13 protein-coding genes, 2 pseudogenes and 1 other annotated feature are annotated in these 14,847 nt (G+C 75.4%); of the genes and pseudogenes, 10 read left to right on the plus strand and 5 right to left on the minus strand.

Annotated features, from left to right (window positions below; translation table 11 throughout):
- Window positions 1–79: 79 nt before the first annotated feature.
- Window positions 80–337, minus strand: coding sequence for a hypothetical protein (locus tag H6H00_RS01475; protein WP_185719591.1), 258 nt, complete (start codon window positions 335–337; stop codon window positions 80–82).
- 148 nt (window positions 338–485) lie between these two features.
- Here H6H00_RS01475 and H6H00_RS01480 point away from each other — a divergent pair, with 148 nt between their 5' ends.
- The 4 genes and pseudogenes from H6H00_RS01480 (at window position 486) to H6H00_RS01495 (ending at window position 2,657) form a co-directional block, all read left to right on the plus strand.
- The gene (locus tag H6H00_RS01480) at window positions 486–770 is read left to right on the plus strand and encodes a hypothetical protein (protein ID WP_185719592.1); all 285 of its coding nucleotides are present in this window, start codon (window positions 486–488) and stop codon (window positions 768–770) included.
- A gap of 5 nt (window positions 771–775) precedes the next feature.
- Window positions 776–1,453, plus strand: a complete 678-nt coding sequence (locus H6H00_RS01485; RefSeq protein WP_185719593.1) for a nitroreductase family protein — start codon at window positions 776–778, stop codon at window positions 1,451–1,453.
- Between the two features lie 102 nt (window positions 1,454–1,555).
- Window positions 1,556–1,735 (plus strand): annotated as a pseudogene (locus tag H6H00_RS01490) (hypothetical protein); the annotation flags it as partial.
- Window positions 1,736–2,207: 472 nt separating this feature from the next.
- Window positions 2,208–2,657 (plus strand): hypothetical protein, encoded by a 450-nt coding sequence (locus tag H6H00_RS01495; protein ID WP_185719594.1) that lies wholly within the window; start codon window positions 2,208–2,210, stop codon window positions 2,655–2,657.
- 322 nt (window positions 2,658–2,979) lie between these two features.
- On the opposite strand, the pseudogene H6H00_RS01500 reads toward H6H00_RS01495, so the two are convergent.
- Window positions 2,980–4,227: pseudogene (locus H6H00_RS01500) on the minus strand (IS3 family transposase).
- Window positions 3,817–3,946: a sequence feature (AL1L pseudoknot), on the minus strand. It overlaps the preceding pseudogene by 130 nt.
- A 381-nt stretch (window positions 4,228–4,608) precedes the next feature.
- On the opposite strand from H6H00_RS01500, the gene H6H00_RS01505 reads away from it, so the two are divergent.
- Window positions 4,609–5,541 carry an alpha/beta fold hydrolase gene (locus H6H00_RS01505; RefSeq protein WP_255425526.1) on the plus strand — a complete coding sequence of 311 codons (933 nt, stop codon included), beginning with the start codon at window positions 4,609–4,611 and terminating at the stop codon, window positions 5,539–5,541.
- A 3-nt stretch (window positions 5,542–5,544) separates the two neighbouring features.
- Here the strand turns inward: H6H00_RS01505 and H6H00_RS01510 are convergent, their stop codons facing one another.
- A complete protein-coding gene (locus H6H00_RS01510; RefSeq protein WP_221775760.1) occupies window positions 5,545–6,009 on the minus strand; it encodes an LOG family protein in 465 nt (154 codons plus the stop codon).
- Window positions 6,010–6,147: 138 nt separating this feature from the next.
- Here H6H00_RS01510 and H6H00_RS01515 point away from each other — a divergent pair, with 138 nt between their 5' ends.
- Both H6H00_RS01515 and H6H00_RS01520 read left to right on the plus strand, forming a co-directional pair.
- Window positions 6,148–7,683: an AMP-binding protein gene (locus H6H00_RS01515; RefSeq protein ID WP_185719595.1), complete on the plus strand. Its 1,536-nt coding sequence runs from the start codon at window positions 6,148–6,150 to the stop codon at window positions 7,681–7,683.
- Window positions 7,680–8,261 (plus strand): TetR/AcrR family transcriptional regulator, encoded by a 582-nt coding sequence (locus tag H6H00_RS01520; protein WP_185719596.1) that lies wholly within the window; start codon window positions 7,680–7,682, stop codon window positions 8,259–8,261. Before H6H00_RS01515 ends, H6H00_RS01520 begins: the two co-directional genes overlap by 4 nt.
- A gap of 7 nt (window positions 8,262–8,268) precedes the next feature.
- Here the strand turns inward: H6H00_RS01520 and H6H00_RS01525 are convergent, their stop codons facing one another.
- Both H6H00_RS01525 and H6H00_RS01530 read right to left on the minus strand, forming a co-directional pair.
- A complete protein-coding gene (locus H6H00_RS01525; protein ID WP_185719597.1) occupies window positions 8,269–9,915 on the minus strand; it encodes a GTPase family protein in 1,647 nt (548 codons plus the stop codon).
- Complete coding sequence (locus H6H00_RS01530; protein WP_185719598.1) at window positions 9,912–11,606, minus strand: dynamin family protein; 1,695 nt, start codon at window positions 11,604–11,606, stop codon at window positions 9,912–9,914. The genes H6H00_RS01525 and H6H00_RS01530 overlap by 4 nt, the downstream gene beginning before the upstream one ends.
- 349 nt (window positions 11,607–11,955) lie before the next feature.
- Here H6H00_RS01530 and H6H00_RS01535 point away from each other — a divergent pair, with 349 nt between their 5' ends.
- The 3 genes from H6H00_RS01535 to H6H00_RS01545 are packed head-to-tail and all read left to right on the plus strand — an operon-like array spanning window position 11,956 to window position 14,827.
- Window positions 11,956–13,434, plus strand: coding sequence for an HNH endonuclease signature motif containing protein (locus tag H6H00_RS01535; protein ID WP_185719599.1), 1,479 nt, complete (start codon window positions 11,956–11,958; stop codon window positions 13,432–13,434).
- Complete coding sequence (locus tag H6H00_RS01540) at window positions 13,427–13,783, plus strand: MmcQ/YjbR family DNA-binding protein (protein ID WP_185719600.1); 357 nt, start codon at window positions 13,427–13,429, stop codon at window positions 13,781–13,783. The genes H6H00_RS01535 and H6H00_RS01540 overlap by 8 nt, the downstream gene beginning before the upstream one ends.
- Window positions 13,784–13,807: 24 nt before the next feature.
- Entirely contained in the window at window positions 13,808–14,827 is a 1,020-nt protein-coding gene (locus tag H6H00_RS01545; RefSeq protein ID WP_221775761.1) for a LacI family DNA-binding transcriptional regulator, read from the plus strand.
- Window positions 14,828–14,847: the final 20 nt, after the last annotated feature.

Below are 14,847 nucleotides of genomic sequence, written 5' to 3' on the forward strand. Positions count from 1 at the left end.
CGCAGCTCACCACGCTCGACGGGCGGTCGGTCGACGCCGCGGTGCTCCAGGCGGCATCGGGCCGGCGCGCTCGCGAGCCCTAACTGACGGGCACCAGCGGGGAGCCCTTCACGGCGGCCACGTCGCGCAGGGCACGGTCGAACGCGACGAACCGGACGGTGTCCCTGTCCGCGGCCCGCACGACCAGCACCGCGGCGGACGGCGAGCTCAGCTCGCCCATCCGGTGCCTGCGCCACACCGCCGCAGGCACGCCGACCCGCAGCGCGCGGGAGCCCGCCCACGCACGATCGAGCCCGGCCAGCACACCTCCGACCCACCGATGCGTCGGATCCGTCACACCAGCGTCTCCGCGCCGTGCAGGACGTCCCGGGGGCGGCGGACCGCGGTCGTCGGGACCTCCGTCCCGGGAAGCACCCGCCGGTCGTAGCCCGCCACGGCGGCGATCGCCCCTGTACGGCCCGGATCCCGGGGCGGACCGTGCCTGCATGGCCGAGCACGGAGTACCCGTCGGACTGCTCGCCGCTGCGGTGGAGCGGGCGCTGTGGGCACCGTCGGTGCACAACACCCAGCCCTGGCGCTGGCGGTTCACCGCCAGCGGGATCGAGCTGCACGCCGACCCGGCCCGGCACCTCACGGCCACCGACCCCGACGGTCGCGATCTCGTCCTGAGCTGCGGCGCGGCGCTGCACCACCTCCGGGTCGCCCTCGCCGCCGCGCACCTGTCGGCACACGTCCACCGCTCCCCGCACCCGAGGACCGCCGGCACCTAGCGACCGTGCAGGTCCACACCGGTCCCGCCGAGTCCGGGCTCGCCGAGCTGAGCCGGGCCATCGAGGAGCGCCGCAGCGACCGCCGTCCGTTCGGCGCCGCGCCGGTCCCCGCGTCGACGATCGCTCGGCTCGTGGCCGGCGTGACGCGGTACGGCGCGACGCTGCACCCGGTGATCGACCCCGGGGCGCGCCGGCGGCTCGACGAGGTGCTGGCCGACGCCGGAGCGCGGCAGCGCTTCGTACCCGGCTACGCCGCGGAGCTGACGATCTGGAGCCACCGCTGGACCGCGGCCCGCGACGGCGTCCCGGCGGCGGCCCGCACCGTCCACGCCACGCACCCGGACCTGCGGGCGTTCCCCCGCGGCGCCCTCGCCGCCGCCCGGCCCCCGCACGACGGTTCCATCCTGCTTGTCCTCACCACCGTCGGCGACGAGGTCCTCGACCACCTGCTCGCCGGCGAGGCGGCCAGCGCGGTCCTCCTCACCGCGACCGACCAGGGGCTGGCTACCACACCGCTGAGCCAGTCACAGGAGGTCCCCGCCACCCGCGCGCGCCTGGCGTCGTCGGTCCTGCACTCACCGGACCATCCCCAGCTGGTGATCCGGGTCGGCCACCCCGGCCCGGACCCGGGAAGGATCGGGCGGACCCCACGCCGCACCCTGGACGCGGTCCTGCTGCACTGATCCGGCCACGGGATCGACCGGCGCCACCCAGTGGGGCCGGCCTGGGACGTTCGGCCCTCCCGACAGGGCTCAACGGCGGCGGCCCGGGCCCGCCGCCGGCCGGTGGCTTCGACCCGCGACGACGAGAGGCAGGCCGAGACCATCTCCGTGTTCCTGCTGGACGACCACGAGACCGTCCGGCGCGGCATCGCCCAGCTGCTGGAGTCCGAGGACGACATCGCGATCGTCGGCGAGGCCGGCGCCGCCGCCCAGGCACTGGCCCGCATCCCCGGCCGCGCGCCGCGTCCTCGGAGGTGTGCACGACGGCCGTCGTGACGAGCGGCAGCCCGGCCGCGCGGGCGAGCTCCGCGCCGGGTCGAGCCGGCCACCGCCCGGGCGGTCGGCCGGCGCGGCGGCCACGACCTCGCGGGCGCGTCCGGCGTCGACCCCGGTCGGCTGCGGGGCCGGGTCGTGGCTGCGGCGCAGCCACCGGGAGCGGCTCACCGCCCGCGCAGCGGTCGCCGGATCGGCGAACGAAGGCGTCCACGCGGCGCCGCCCGCCCGATCCGGACGTGGTCCCGCCACGGCGTCAGGCTGGCCCAGCCGAACGGCGACGACGGGCCGTGCCGGTCGGCCGGCCAGCACGGCGCCGATCCTGTCGAGCGGGTCGCCCAGCGCGGTCTCGGCCGAGATCGCGAGGATGGCGTCGACCGTGGGGTCGGCGAGCAGCGTCTCGATGACGCGGCCGAACACGTCTGCCGAAACGGTGGCCGTGGTGTCGACCGCCGGGGAAAGGGCCGCCGACGAGGCCGGCCGGATCGTCGCCGCCGCCCGGCTCGACGCCGTGGCGCAGCTCGCCGGCGCGGCCGCGCGGATCCGCCGGGAGACCGACCGCGAGCTCGCCGAGACGATCGCGGCGGCCGAGGGGGAGGCGGCGCTGGGGCGCGCGAGCGGACCGGCCCCTGGGTCGAGCGCGTCGTCGCCGTGGTTGCCGACCCCTCGGCGACACCGGCGCGCGGGACCGGGTGTCGTGGGCGCCGGATGGGTCGCCGGGACCGTGCGGGCCCGGGCGATGGCCCGGCGCCGGATCGGGGCCGCCGGGGCGCGCGCCCTGGCCGCGAGCTCCTCGCTCGACGTCGCCCTCGCGGGCCTGGTCGGCTCGCCCTACGGCCACGACGTCCGCGGTGGCATGACGCTCGCGCAGGCGCAGCACGCCTGGCCCTGAAGGTCCAGAAGCAGGTCGGCCTCGACCCGTCGCTCAACATCGTCGTCCTCGGCCGGGACGGGTCCGTGCACCGCTGCTTCCTTCCCCGAGAAGGTCGACTTCGACGACGACGGCACCGGCGACGCACGCCGCCTCTACCCCCCTCGGCCGGTCGGTTCCGGTTGTCCTCGACCCCGACCACGGCTTCGGCGAACCCACCCTCACCACCGGGGCGCGCACAGAGTCGATCGCCGAACTCGTCGCCGCCGGCGAAACAACGCGAACGGGTCGCCACCGTCTACGACATCACTGTCAAGCACCGGGTTTGATGGAGGCTGGGTTGTCACGCGTCGGCGGTCGGCCGGGCGCAGGTCTGGGTGGTGTGTAGTGCCTCGTACTCGACCGGCGGGACGAGCCCCAGCTCGCCGTGAAGCCGACGGTGGTTGTACCAGTCGACGTACTCGGCGACCGCGATCTCCAGGTCGTTGATCCCGTGCCACGGCCCCTTGTTCCGAACCAGCTCGGCCTTGAACAACGAGTTCAACGCCTCGGCCATCGCGTTATCGTAGGAATCACCGACCGATCCGACTGAAGCGACCGCCTCAACCTCGGCCAGCCGTTCCGAATAGCGCACCGCTGTGTATTGCACGCCGCGGTCCGAGTGGTGAATGAGAGCGGACACGTCGACCCCGGCGTGCTGATGGGTCCAGATGCCCATGTTCAACGCGTCGAGCGCGAGGTCGGTGTAGAGATTCGTGGACAACTGCCAGCCCACGATCCGCCGCGAGAACACATCGAGCACGAACGAGGTGTACACCCATCCGGAGAACGTTCGGACGTAGGTGATGTCGGCGACCCACAACTGATTCGGAGCGGTCGCTGTGAACTCGCGGTCAACCAGGTCAGGCCGGGTGTCCGGGCCGGGTCCGCGACGAGTCGTGGTCGGTGCCTTCACCCGCGACACCCCGCGCAGACCAGCGGTCTTCATCAGCCGGCCGACCGTGCACCGGGCCGCGTGTCGACCACCGACCCCGCCCTCGCGGCCGAGTTGCGCCCACACCTTCACGACTCCGTACACGCCGTAGTTCTCCTTGTGTACTCGCCGGATCTCGGTGAGCGTTTCCGCATCGGTGATCGACCGCAGTGAGGGTGGGCGGGTCTTGTTCGCGTAGTAGGTGCTCGGAGCGATCTGCACGTCGGCATCTTTCAATACCGCACAGATCGGCTCGACTCCGAACTCGTCCCTGTTTTTTGTCGATGTAGTCGACGACTACCTTTGTGGGCGGTCGAGCTCCGCCGCGAAGAAAGCCGATGCGGACTTCAGGATCGCGTTGGCCCGCCGCAACTCGCGGACCTCTCTTTCCAGTTCCGCGAGTCGAGCTGCGTCATCGGTCGTCGTACCCGGCCGGATGCCCTGATCGATCTCGGCCCGGGCGACCCAGCCGCGTAAGGTCTCCGCGCTGATCCCCAACTGCTCGCCGATCCGTCGGCACGCGCCCTTGCCGCTGCTACCCGGCTGGGACCGGGCGTCGAGCACGAGCCGGATGGCCCGCTCCCGCAGCTCATCGGGGTACTTCCTCGGCGCTGCCATCGTTCCTTGCTCCTCCTGGGTTGATGGTCTCCATCAAACCCGGTGCGAGACAATCTGGGTGACCAACTGGGTGACAACGTATGCGACCGCCAGCAGACGCCGCTGCCCCTCCTGGTCCGGCTGGTCAAGGCGCCGTCTGCCTGATCCGGGACGAGGAGTCGAACACACCGGACGGTCCGAAGACCGGATCCGCTCGCCTTCGCTATCGTCATTCACATGAACCCCTGCCGTACGCAGGGGTGCAAAGCGTGGGGGTTCAAGTCCCCCCTCGGACACCCACTGAGTTCCCCGGAGCAGGGCGTTCGCCCCCTCCGAGCATCGATCCGCACCCTCGACACGCGGCGACCGGCCGACCCCTCGCGCCCGGGCCCAGGACGGGCCATGATCGCGCGGGCGGCCGCGCTCGCGCGGGCCGCGACACCACGACGCGGAGGTGGCTCGATGGGCACGGTGCAGCAGTTCCGGTTCGACGGTCGGGACGGGGGGTCCGTCGCGGGGTACCGCTGGGAACCCGATGGCGCGCCGCGCGGCGTCGTGCAGCTCACCCACGGCGTCGGCGAGCACCTGCGCCGCTACGACCACCTCGCGCGGACCCTCAACGCCGCCGGCTTCCTGGTGCTGGGCCACGACAGCCGCGGGCACGGCGCGACGATCGCCGCCGGGGCCGAGCCCGGCGTCATCGGCGCCGACGGCTGGCGCCGGACCGTCGAGGACATCGGCGTGCTCGGGGAGCGGGCCCGCGCGGAGTTCCCCGGGCTGCCGCTGGTCCTGCTCGGGCACAGCATGGGCTCGTTCGCCACCCAGCAGTTCCTGGTCGACGGCGGCGACCGGGTCGACGCCGTCGTGCTCAGCGGCACCGGCGCGCTCGACCTGCTCGAACCCGCCCTCGACCTCGACGCCGGCCTCGACCTGTCCGGGTTCAACACCCCGTTCGAGCCCGGCCGCACCGGGTTCGAGTGGCTCTCCCGCGACGAGGCCCAGGTCGACCGCTACGTCGCCGACCCGCTCTGCGGCTTCGGCTACGACGTCGAGGCGCTCAAGGCCGTCTTCGCGGGCGCCCGCACCGCCGCCGATCCCGACCGCGTCGCCGGCATCCGCTCCGACCTGCCGATCCTCGTCACCGTCGGGGACGCCGACCCGGTCAACGCCGGGCTCGCGCTGGTGCACGCCCTCGTCGACCGCTACCGCACCGCCGGCGTCACCGACGTGGAGCTGCACGCCTACCCCGGCGCACGGCACGAGGTGTTCAACGAGACCAACCGCGACGAGGTCGAGGCCGACCTCGTCGCATGGCTGGACCGGGTGCTGGGGTAGGGCTCAGAGCGGGACCACCAGCCGGGCCCGCCCCTGCTCGGCGGCGTAGTTCAGCGTGTACCAGGTGCCGCCGCCGAGCGACTCCTCCCCGCGCGGGAACCCGATCACGAAGCCGGAGTGCTCGACCATCCACCGGTCCCGCGCGTGGTAGGCCGCCTTGCCGAGCAGCGTCGCCCCCATCTCGACGACGCCGGCGAGGCGGTCCTCGCCGCGCAGCCGCTCGACGACCTCCGCCGGTCCGGGGGGCTGGTCGACGGTCCGGCACGGCACCACGACGGTCAGCGCCGACTCCGAGTGCGCCGCCAGCCACTGCAGGGCGGCCGTGTCGACGCCCGACGCCCCGCCCACGTAGAAGTGCGCCGCGGGCCCCGCGAACGGCCGGAGGTAGGCCTCGAACACCTCCGCCAGCCGGTCGTCGGGGGCATCGCCGATGCTGCGGGTGCCGGTGATCGCCACGTTGCGTTCCACTCGGGCGCGCTCCTCGAAGGGTCATGAGTGCTGCGGAGTGCCGAACGTACCGCTCCCGGCCGTCCGGACCGAGGGTTGACGGCCGTCGCGGCCCGGCCCTATAACGATCGTTACATCGGTCGGCGGACGGGGGGCGGCATGGACGGGGACCGGGCGGGGACCGTGGGCGAGGCGCTGGTGCTCGCCGCGGCGCGGCACCCGGACGCGGTGGCGCTGGTCGACGGCGCCGACCCCGCGCGACGGTGGACCTTCGGCGAGCTGGAGGCGGAGAGCCGGCGCGCGGCGCGGGGCCTGCTCGCGCGGTTCGCGCCCGGCGAGCACGTCGCCGTCTGGGCCCCGAACCGCCCGGAGTGGATCGTGCTGCAGTTCGGCGCGGCGCTGGCCGGGCTCGTGCTGGTCACCGTCAACCCCGCGCTGCGCGCCGCCGAGGTCCACGACGTGCTGGAGCGCTCCGACGCGGTGGGCGTGGTCGTCGAGGGCTCCTACCGCGGCACCGACCTCGTCGCGACGGTGGAGTCCGGCCGGGCGCGGCTGCCCGCGCTGCGCGAGGTGTGGTCGTTCGCGCGGTGGGACGAGCTGCTGGCGGGCGACGGCGGCGACCTGCCCGTCGTCGATCCCGGGTCGACCTGCCAGATCCAGTACACGTCCGGGACGACCGGCGCCCCGAAGGGCGCGATGATCACCCACCGCGGGATGGCCCGCAACGGCGCGCTCTACGCCACGACGATCGGGGCGGGCCGCGACGACGTCTGGGTCAACGCGATGCCGCTGTTCCACACGGCCGGGTGCGGCCTGGCGACGCTGGGCGCGGTGCAGACCGGCGGCGCCCAGGTCCTGGTCCCCGGCTTCGACGCCGACCTCGTCCTGGACCTGCTGCAGGGGCAGCGCGGCACGCTCGTGCTCCAGGTGCCGACCATGCTCGTCCGGCTCGCGGAGGCGCAGGCGGCGCGGCCGCGGGACCTGTCGACCTGGCGCCTGACCACGCTCGGCGGGGCCCCGGTGGCCCCGGAGCTGGTGCGCCGCGCGCAGGACGAGCTCGGCGTCGCGGTCGCGATCGGCTTCGGGCAGACCGAGTCGAGCCCGTACATCACCCACACCCTCCCCGACGACCCGCACCCGGCGTGGGAGCGCACCGTCGGGCCGCCGATGGACGGCATCGAGGTCCGCGTCACCGTGCCCGGCACGGCCGAGGAGGCCGCCCCCGGCGAGGTCGGCGAGATCTGCACGCGCAGCGCGTGCGTCATGCGCGGGTACTACCGCGACCCCGACGCCACCGCGGCGGCGATCGACGCCGGGGGCTGGCTGCACACCGGCGACCTGGGCCGGTTCGACGAGCACGGCTACCTGCAGGTCGCCGGGCGCCTCAAGGACATGATCATCCGGGGCGGCGAGAACGTGTACCCGCGCGAGGTCGAGGACGTGCTGCTCGAGCACCCCGCCGTCGACGAGGTCGCGGTGGTCGGCGCGCCCGACCCGGAGTGGGGCGAGACCGTCGCGGCGTTCGTCCGCTCCGAGCGGGGTGTCACCGGGGCCGAGCTCGAGGCGTTCTGCCGGGCCCGGCTGGCGTCGTTCAAGGTCCCGCGGGTGTGGCGCGTCGTCGACGGGTTCCCGCAGACGGCGTCGGGGAAGATCCAGAAGTTCCAGCTGGCCGCGCGGCTCGCCGAGGGCCGGTGAGCGCACCGCGCGGCACCCGGGAGGCCGTGCTGGCCGCCGCGGCCGCCCTGCTGGCCGACCGCGGGGCGGGCGGGTTCTCGGTGCGGGCCGTCGCCGCCGGGGCCGGCTGCTCGACCATCTCGATCTACCACCACTTCGGCAGCAAGCAGGAGCTCCTCGACGCGGTCTACGTCGCCGCGTTCGAGCGGCTCGGCGAGATCCAGGCGCCGCCCGCCGACGCCACCGCCCCCCTCGACGTCGTCTGGTCCATCTCGATGGGCCTGCGGCGGATGGCCCTGGAGAACCCCGCCTCCTACCGCGTCATGTTCTCCCCGGCGCTGCCCGACGTCGTGCCCTCGCGGAGCGCGCGCGACGCCGCCCGCCGCAACTACCACCGCTACCTCGACGCCGTGCGGGCCTGGTCGGCGGACGAGCCGCTCGTCGTCGCGCCCGAGCTGGCGGCGCACATCCTCTGGACGGCGGGCCACGGCCTGCTCATGGCCGAGCTGGCCGGGCTCGCCGCGCCGGGGACCGACGCGACCGCCGCCTTCGAGACCGCGGTCCGCGTCGTGCTGGACGGGCTGCGCAGCCGGGGCTGACGTCCCGTCAGCCCCGGCGCCCGCGGGCGGGGGCCAGCGCGGTGACGGCCTCGCGCAGGTCCCAGTAGGCCTGCAGCTCCGCGGTGACGGGGGTGAGCACGAGCTCGTCGGCGACCTCCGCGACGGCGCGGTCGAGCCGCCGCTGCACCGCCGCCCGGCGCCGCCGCGCCCCGACGCCCGCGAGCAGCCGGGCGAGCCCCGCGAGCACGAGCCCGACCAGCAGCCCGCCCAGCAGCAGCGCGGTCGGCCACGGCACCGCCCCGATCATCGGCGTCGGGGGTTCGGGCAGGCGCAGCAGCGTGAGCGCGTAGAGCCCCGCGAGCCACACCCCGCCCGCGACGGCGAGCACCGCGAGCAGCGTCTGCAGCAGCCCGGCCGCGCGCCACCACCGCGGCGGGCGGTCGAGCCCGAGGTCGGTGGAGGCGACGGCGCGGTCGAGGGCGTCGGGCAGGTCGTCCTCGCGGCTGCGGGCCGCGGCGTGCACCGCGGCGGGCCAGGGGTCCGGCAGGTCGCCGACGGCGGCGTCGGACAGGGCGCGCAGGGCGAGGTCGACGCGCGAGCGCTCCACCGCCGAGGCCTCCGGCAGCGACGTGCGCGGGACCGGGGCGTCCGGATCGGCGGGCCCGGAGCCGGCGCGGTCGAGGTGCAGGCGGCGCAGCGGGTCCGGGCGCAGGCGGCGGACGTAGCGGGTCCACGGCCAGCCGGTCGCGGCCACGGCGCGGTGCACCGACGCGCGCTCGACGGCCGCCCCGACCGCGGGCACCCCCGCCGCGGCGCTCAGCGCGGTGTCGAGGTCGGCGACGGTGCGGTCGTCGAGCTCGGAGCGGACCGGGCCGCCGACCAGGCCGCCGAGGTCGGTGGCGACGGCGTCGAGGTCGGCCGACACCCGGCGCAGCGCGGCGCGGTGGGCCGCGACGGCCCCGGTCAGCACCGCGCGCAGCTCGTCGCGCCCGCCCGGGGCCACCGCCGAGACGCCGAGGACCGGGACGCCGTCGAGCCCGTCGTCGGCGAGGAGGCGGCGGACGTCGGACAGCGCGGCGGTGACCTGCTCGGGCGGGAGGCGGTCGACCTGGTTGAGCACGACGACCATCACCTCGCCGTGCCGGGCCAGCGGCCGCAGGTAGCGGTCGTGCACGGCGGCGTCGGCGTACTTCTGGGGGTCGAGGACCCAGACCAGCACGTCGACGAGCGCGACGAGCCGGTCGACCTCCAGGCGGTGCGCGACGACCGTCGAGTCGTGGTCGGGCAGGTCGAGCAGGACGAGGCCGGGCAGGTCGTCGGAGGCGACGTGGTGGCGGCGCGGGATCTCCAGCCAGTCCAGCAGCGGGCCCGCGCCGTCGGCCCCCCACACCGCGGCGTGGGCCACGCCGGTGGTGGGGCGGCGGACGCCGACGGTGGAGACGTCGGCCCCGGTGAGGGCGTTGAACAGCGAGGACTTGCCGCTCCCCGTCGCCCCGGCGAGCGCGACGACGGTGTGCGCCCCCGACAGCCGCAGCCGCTCCCCCGACCGCCGCGCGAGCCGGCGCGCCGCGTCGAGCCGGGCCTCGTCGACGCGGCCGGTGCCCGCCTCCAGCACGCGGTCGAGCGCGCGCAGCCGGGCGGCGATGCCGGCCTCGGCCGCGCTGCGCTCCTTCTCCACCCGCGTCGGGCTCATCGCGCACGCTCCACGGCCGCGGCCGCGCGTTCCAGCGCCGCGGCGTCGTCGGGATGGGTGGCGTGGCGGTGCAGGAGCGCGGCGAAGCGGTCCTCCTCGCGGCCGAGCAGGGCGGCGACGCGGTCGAGCAGGTCGGCCCGGGCCCTGGCGGCCAGTGCGCGCACGGCCTGGTCGCCGAACACGGCCTCCAGCACCTTCTGCGACAGCACGGTCGTGCCGCCGGCCACGGCGACCTCGATCGGCGGCGCGAGCACCGAGGTCGTCGCGAACACCGCGATCATCACGACGAGCCCGGTCGCGTTCACGCCGTAGGCGGCCGCGCGGGCGGTGGTGCGGCGGTCGGCGCCCTCGCGGCGGACCAGGTCGAGCACTGCGCCCTGCCAGTCGCGGACGGTGCGCTCGGCGTCGTCGCGGAAGCCGGGTGAGACGCGGTCGAGCCGCTCGTCGGACGCCTGCAGCAGCCCGGTGCCCGCGGCCCCCGACCGCCACGACGTCGCAGCGGCCTCCGCCGCGCGCCCGGCCGCGCTGTGCACGAGCAGCGCCACCCCCGACTCCAGCGCGACCGTCAGGTCGCCGCCGGGCGCGGGGCGGCCCATGACCGCGGCGGTGAGGCGGTCGCGCCAGTGCCCGACCTTCGTCTGCAGCGTGCGCAGCAGCTCCCCCGTCCCGACGAACTCCTGCCAGCGGGCCAGCACCTCGCCGCGCAGCAGTGCGCCGTCGCGCATCCCCTCGTCGACCTCCTCGACCGCCGCCGCGTACGCCGTGCGGACGTCGGCGCGCAGCCGCGACGCCGCGTCGGACTGGGCGCGGGCGTGCTGCGCCAGGCCCGCCGCGCGCGGGCGCAGGCTGTCCAGCGCGCCGTCGAGGGTGCGGCGGATGACGGCGGCGCGGCCGGCGGCGTCGCGGGCGAGGTCGTCGAACCAGCGCCGGACCGGGGCGACGACGGCGTCCGGCAGCAGGCCGTCGACCAGCTCGCTCTCCGGGATCACGAACAGCGGCGCGGCGCCGAGGCCGTGCGCGACGAGCATCTCGTGCAGGTGCGCGGCGATCTCCCGCTCGGCCCCGGGCGGGACGCGGTCGAGCAGGACGGCCAGCGCGGTGCCGCGGGCGGCGGCGGTCTCCAGGACGTCCCACGGCACGGCGTCGGCGTAGCGGGCCGCGGTGGTGACGAACAGCCAGAGGTCGGCCGCGGCGAGGAGCTGCCCGGCGAGGCGGCGGTTGGCGGCGACGACCGAGTCGATGTCGGGGGCGTCGAGGAACGCCAGGCCGGGCGCGAGGGCGGTGGACCCGACGAGCTGCAGCGTCGCGTGGTCGGTGCCCGCGCCGGTGGTGCGGGTCAGCTCGGGCAGCACCCGGGTGTCGGCGAACCAGGCCGTGTCGGACGGGTGGCAGACCAGCACCGGGGAGCGGGTCGTCGGGCGCAGGACCCCGGACGGGGTGACCTGGGCCCGGACCAGGCTGTTGACCACCGTCGACTTGCCCGCGCCGGTGGACCCGCCCACGACGGTGAGCAGCGGGGCGTCGAGGCGGTCGAGGCGGGGCAGGACGTAGTCGTCGAGCTGGTGGACGAGATCGACGCGCTCGCGGCGGGCCCGCTCGGCCCCCGGCACGTCCAGGGCGAACCCGGCGCCCGCCGCGGTGTCGCGCAGGGCGCGGAGTGCCGCGACGAGTGATCCCCCGTCGGCCTGCATGTCCCCGCCCCCCGCCCGTGCCGATCCGGCCCGCGGAGCGTACGCGGGTCGGGTGGTGGTGTTCGCGCTCAGGCGCGCGGCGCGGTCCCGTCGTCGTGCTCGCGCCGACGGCTGTTCCGCGGCTCTCGCACGGCGACGGTTGGTCCTGGGTCGGGGCCGGGCAGCCGTCTCCCGACGTGCTGGGGTGCTGTCGGGAGGGGGTGCTGCCGCGCCGCTTCCGGTCCTCGCCGCCTGGCGGCGACTGCGGTCCGGGTCGGCTTGCCACCGGATCCCGGGGTCACGTGTGCTACTGCACCTTTCTTCGGTCGATTCGTCGGTCTGCCCACGTCAGGCCGATAGAATCGAACGCATGTTCCCATCCGTCCTCGATCCCGGTCCATCGCCGGGTTCTTTGTCCGAGGCCGGTCCCTCCGGGACGTTCGGGCTCGAACTCGATCTCACCACTAGCGATCTCAGACTGTTGTCCGATGCCGATCTGATGGATGCCGTGGTGGGTTTCGAGGCAATGGTGTCGTGGGCTGCGGCTCGGCAGTTCGCGGTTCTGGCCGAGTTCTCCCGGCGGGGTGGGGACGGATCCATCCGGCCGGTGACCTCTGCGGTCCCGGCGCGGGAGTGGGCCGGGACCGAGGTGGCCATGGCGCTCACGCTGTCGCCGGGGGCCGGGGAGGTGCGGCTCGCCCAGGCGATCCGGCTCGACGGGGTGCTCCGGCCGACCCGGGACCTGCTGGAAGCCGGCCGGCTCGATGTGTCGCGGGTGCGGTTGATCCTGGACCGGCTCGCCGTGGTCTCCGACCATCACGCTGCCGTGGTGCAGGAGCGGGTGCTGCCTGCGGCACCCGATCAGACGTGGGCGCAGTTGTCCGCGGCGCTGCGCCGGGCGATCCTCGCCGTCGACCCGGACGGGGCCGCGGAACACCATCAGGCGGCGCAGAAGGAACGCCGGGTGGATGTGTTCCCGGGTGAGGACGGGATGGCGACGGTGTGGGCGCGGATGTCGGCGCCGGAGGCGGCGTCGTCGTTCCAGTGGCTGACCCGTCTGGCCCGCGGCATGGGTGTGGAGGACCCGCGGACGCTGGGCCAGCGCCGCGCCGACCTCGCCGCCGCCGCACTCACCGGGAAGCTGATCATCCGCGACCCCGGCGCGACCGACGTCGTGGCCACGGCTCCGGTGACGCCGGGGAAGCCGTTGATCACCGTCGTGGTCCCCCACTCCACGTTGATCGGGGCGGAGGACGAGCCGTGTGAGATCGCCGGGTACGGCCCGATCCCGGCCCATCTGGCCCGGGACGTGGCCGCGGACGCGGTGTGGCGGCGCCTGGTCACCGATCCGCTGACCGGGGCGGTCCTCGACCACGGACGCACCACCTACCGACCACCCGCCGTGCTGGCCGACCACGTCCGGGCCCGGGACCTCACCTGTCGGGCTCCGGGCTGCCGCCGGGCCGCGACCACCTGCGAGTTGGACCACGTGATGCCCTGGCAGGACGAGGGCACCACCAGCGAGGACAACCTGGTCTGTCTGTGCACCGCGCACCACGACCTGAAGGAGCAGCCGGGCTGGCAGGTCACCCTGCACCCGGACCGGTCACTGGAATGGACCACCCCGACCGGACACACCTACCGCACCGAACCCCACGACCACCGGCCCCGACAGGGCCCGCCCCACAGCGCGCGTCGGGCCGCGGCGACGACCCCGGACGGCCGGGAGGAGCCGCGGCGCGGACGACCGACACCACCCCAGCGCCCGCCGCACCCACCGCGGCGCGACACCGGGACATCCGCAGGACCACTGCCCTACCCTGGCGCCGTGCAGGCGCGCGATGGCTGACGCGGAGGACGTCCGACGGCTGGCGCTGGCCCTGGACGGCGTCGAGGAGATCGACAGTGCGGGCTTCGACTTCCGGGTGGGCGGGCGGGGGTTCGTGTGGTCCTACCCGGAGCGGGTGCCGGGCCGGCGCCGGGAGATCCGCACCGACATCGCGGTGCTCTACGTCGGTGACGAGGCGGAGAAGCAGGCCCTGCTGCTCGGCGAGCCCGACCTGTTCTTCACCACCCCGGGCTACGACGGGTTCGCGCTCGTGATGGTCCGGCTGGAACGGGTGGACGTCGCCCGGCTCGAAGAGTTGATCGAGGACGCCTGGCGGATGCGGTCCGAGGGGACCGTCCCCGGCCGATAGCCTGACCCACCGGAGGGCGGGTGCATGGCGAGGCCGAAGCAGGATCGAGAGCCGTCGATGTTCGACGTCGCGCGGGTCGCGGGCGTCTCGCACCAGACCGTCTCGCGGGTGCTCAACGACCACCCCAACGTGCGCGCCGAGACCCGCTCCCGGGTGCAGGCGGCGATCGCGGAGCTGGGCTACCGGCGCAACGACGCCGCCCGCGCGCTGGCCACCGGGAAGTCGCGGGTGCTGGGGGTCGTGGCGCCGCGGTCGACGCTGTTCGGGCCGGTGTCGATGCTGGCCGCGTTCGACGAGCGGGCGGCCGCGGCCGGGTTCAGCGTCAGCATCGGGCAGGTCCGGGCGCTGGACCGGCCCGCGATCGACGAGGCGGTGCAGCGCCACCTGGACCAGCGCGTCGCCGGCCTGGTGGTGCTGGCCCCGGTGATCGCACTGGACGGCGCGCTGGACCACCTGCCCACCGACGTCCCGCACGTCCTCATCAACGGCGACCCGGTCCGCGGCGGCGCGTCGGTGCGGGTCGACCAGGTGGCGGGGGCGCGGCTGGCGACCCGGCACCTGCTCGACGCGGGGCACCGGACGGTGTGGCACGTGTCGGGCCCCGACGACTGGTTCGACGCGGCCGGGCGCGTCGCGGGCTGGGACGCCGAGCTGCGGGCGGCCGGGATCGTGCCGCCGCCCCCGGTCGCGGGTGACTGGAGCGCGGCCTCGGGGTACCGGGCGGGCGAGCTGCTCGGCCGGATGCCGGAGGTCACCGCGATCTTCGCGGCCAACGACGCGATGGCGATGGGCGTGCTGCGGGCGCTGTCGGAGCTGGGGCGGGCGGTGCCGCACGACGTCAGCGTCGTCGGCTTCGACGACGCACCCGAGTCGGGCTACCTCGTCCCGCCCCTGACCACGGTCCGCCAGGACTTCGACGCCGTGGCGCACGAGGCACTGGGCCTGCTGCTGGAGCAGCTGGAGAGCCGCGGCGGGCCGCGCCGGGTCGAGGTGCCGCCGACCCTCGTCGAGCGGTCCAGCGTCGCCCCGCCGCCCGGGGACTGACCCGCCGACGACTCTTGACA

Source organism: Pseudonocardia petroleophila, assembly GCF_014235185.1.
Classification (GTDB): domain Bacteria; phylum Actinomycetota; class Actinomycetes; order Mycobacteriales; family Pseudonocardiaceae; genus Pseudonocardia; species Pseudonocardia petroleophila.

Excerpts from the sequence above, each read along its gene's own strand:
- H6H00_RS01480 (WP_185719592.1), top strand. The coding sequence starts at position 486 with ATGGCCGAGCACGGAGTACCCGTCGGACTGCTCGCCGCTGCGGTGGAG.
- H6H00_RS01515 (WP_185719595.1), top strand. The coding sequence starts at position 6,148 with ATGGACGGGGACCGGGCGGGGACCGTGGGCGAGGCGCTGGTGCTCGCC.
- H6H00_RS01535 (WP_185719599.1), top strand. The coding sequence starts at position 11,956 with ATGTTCCCATCCGTCCTCGATCCCGGTCCATCGCCGGGTTCTTTGTCC.
- H6H00_RS01505 (WP_255425526.1), top strand. The coding sequence starts at position 4,609 with ATGATCGCGCGGGCGGCCGCGCTCGCGCGGGCCGCGACACCACGACGC.
- H6H00_RS01530 (WP_185719598.1), bottom strand. The coding sequence starts at position 11,606 with ATGCAGGCCGACGGGGGATCACTCGTCGCGGCACTCCGCGCCCTGCGC.
- H6H00_RS01525 (WP_185719597.1), bottom strand. The coding sequence starts at position 9,915 with ATGAGCCCGACGCGGGTGGAGAAGGAGCGCAGCGCGGCCGAGGCCGGC.
- H6H00_RS01540 (WP_185719600.1), top strand. The coding sequence starts at position 13,427 with ATGGCTGACGCGGAGGACGTCCGACGGCTGGCGCTGGCCCTGGACGGC.
- H6H00_RS01545 (WP_221775761.1), top strand. The coding sequence starts at position 13,808 with ATGGCGAGGCCGAAGCAGGATCGAGAGCCGTCGATGTTCGACGTCGCG.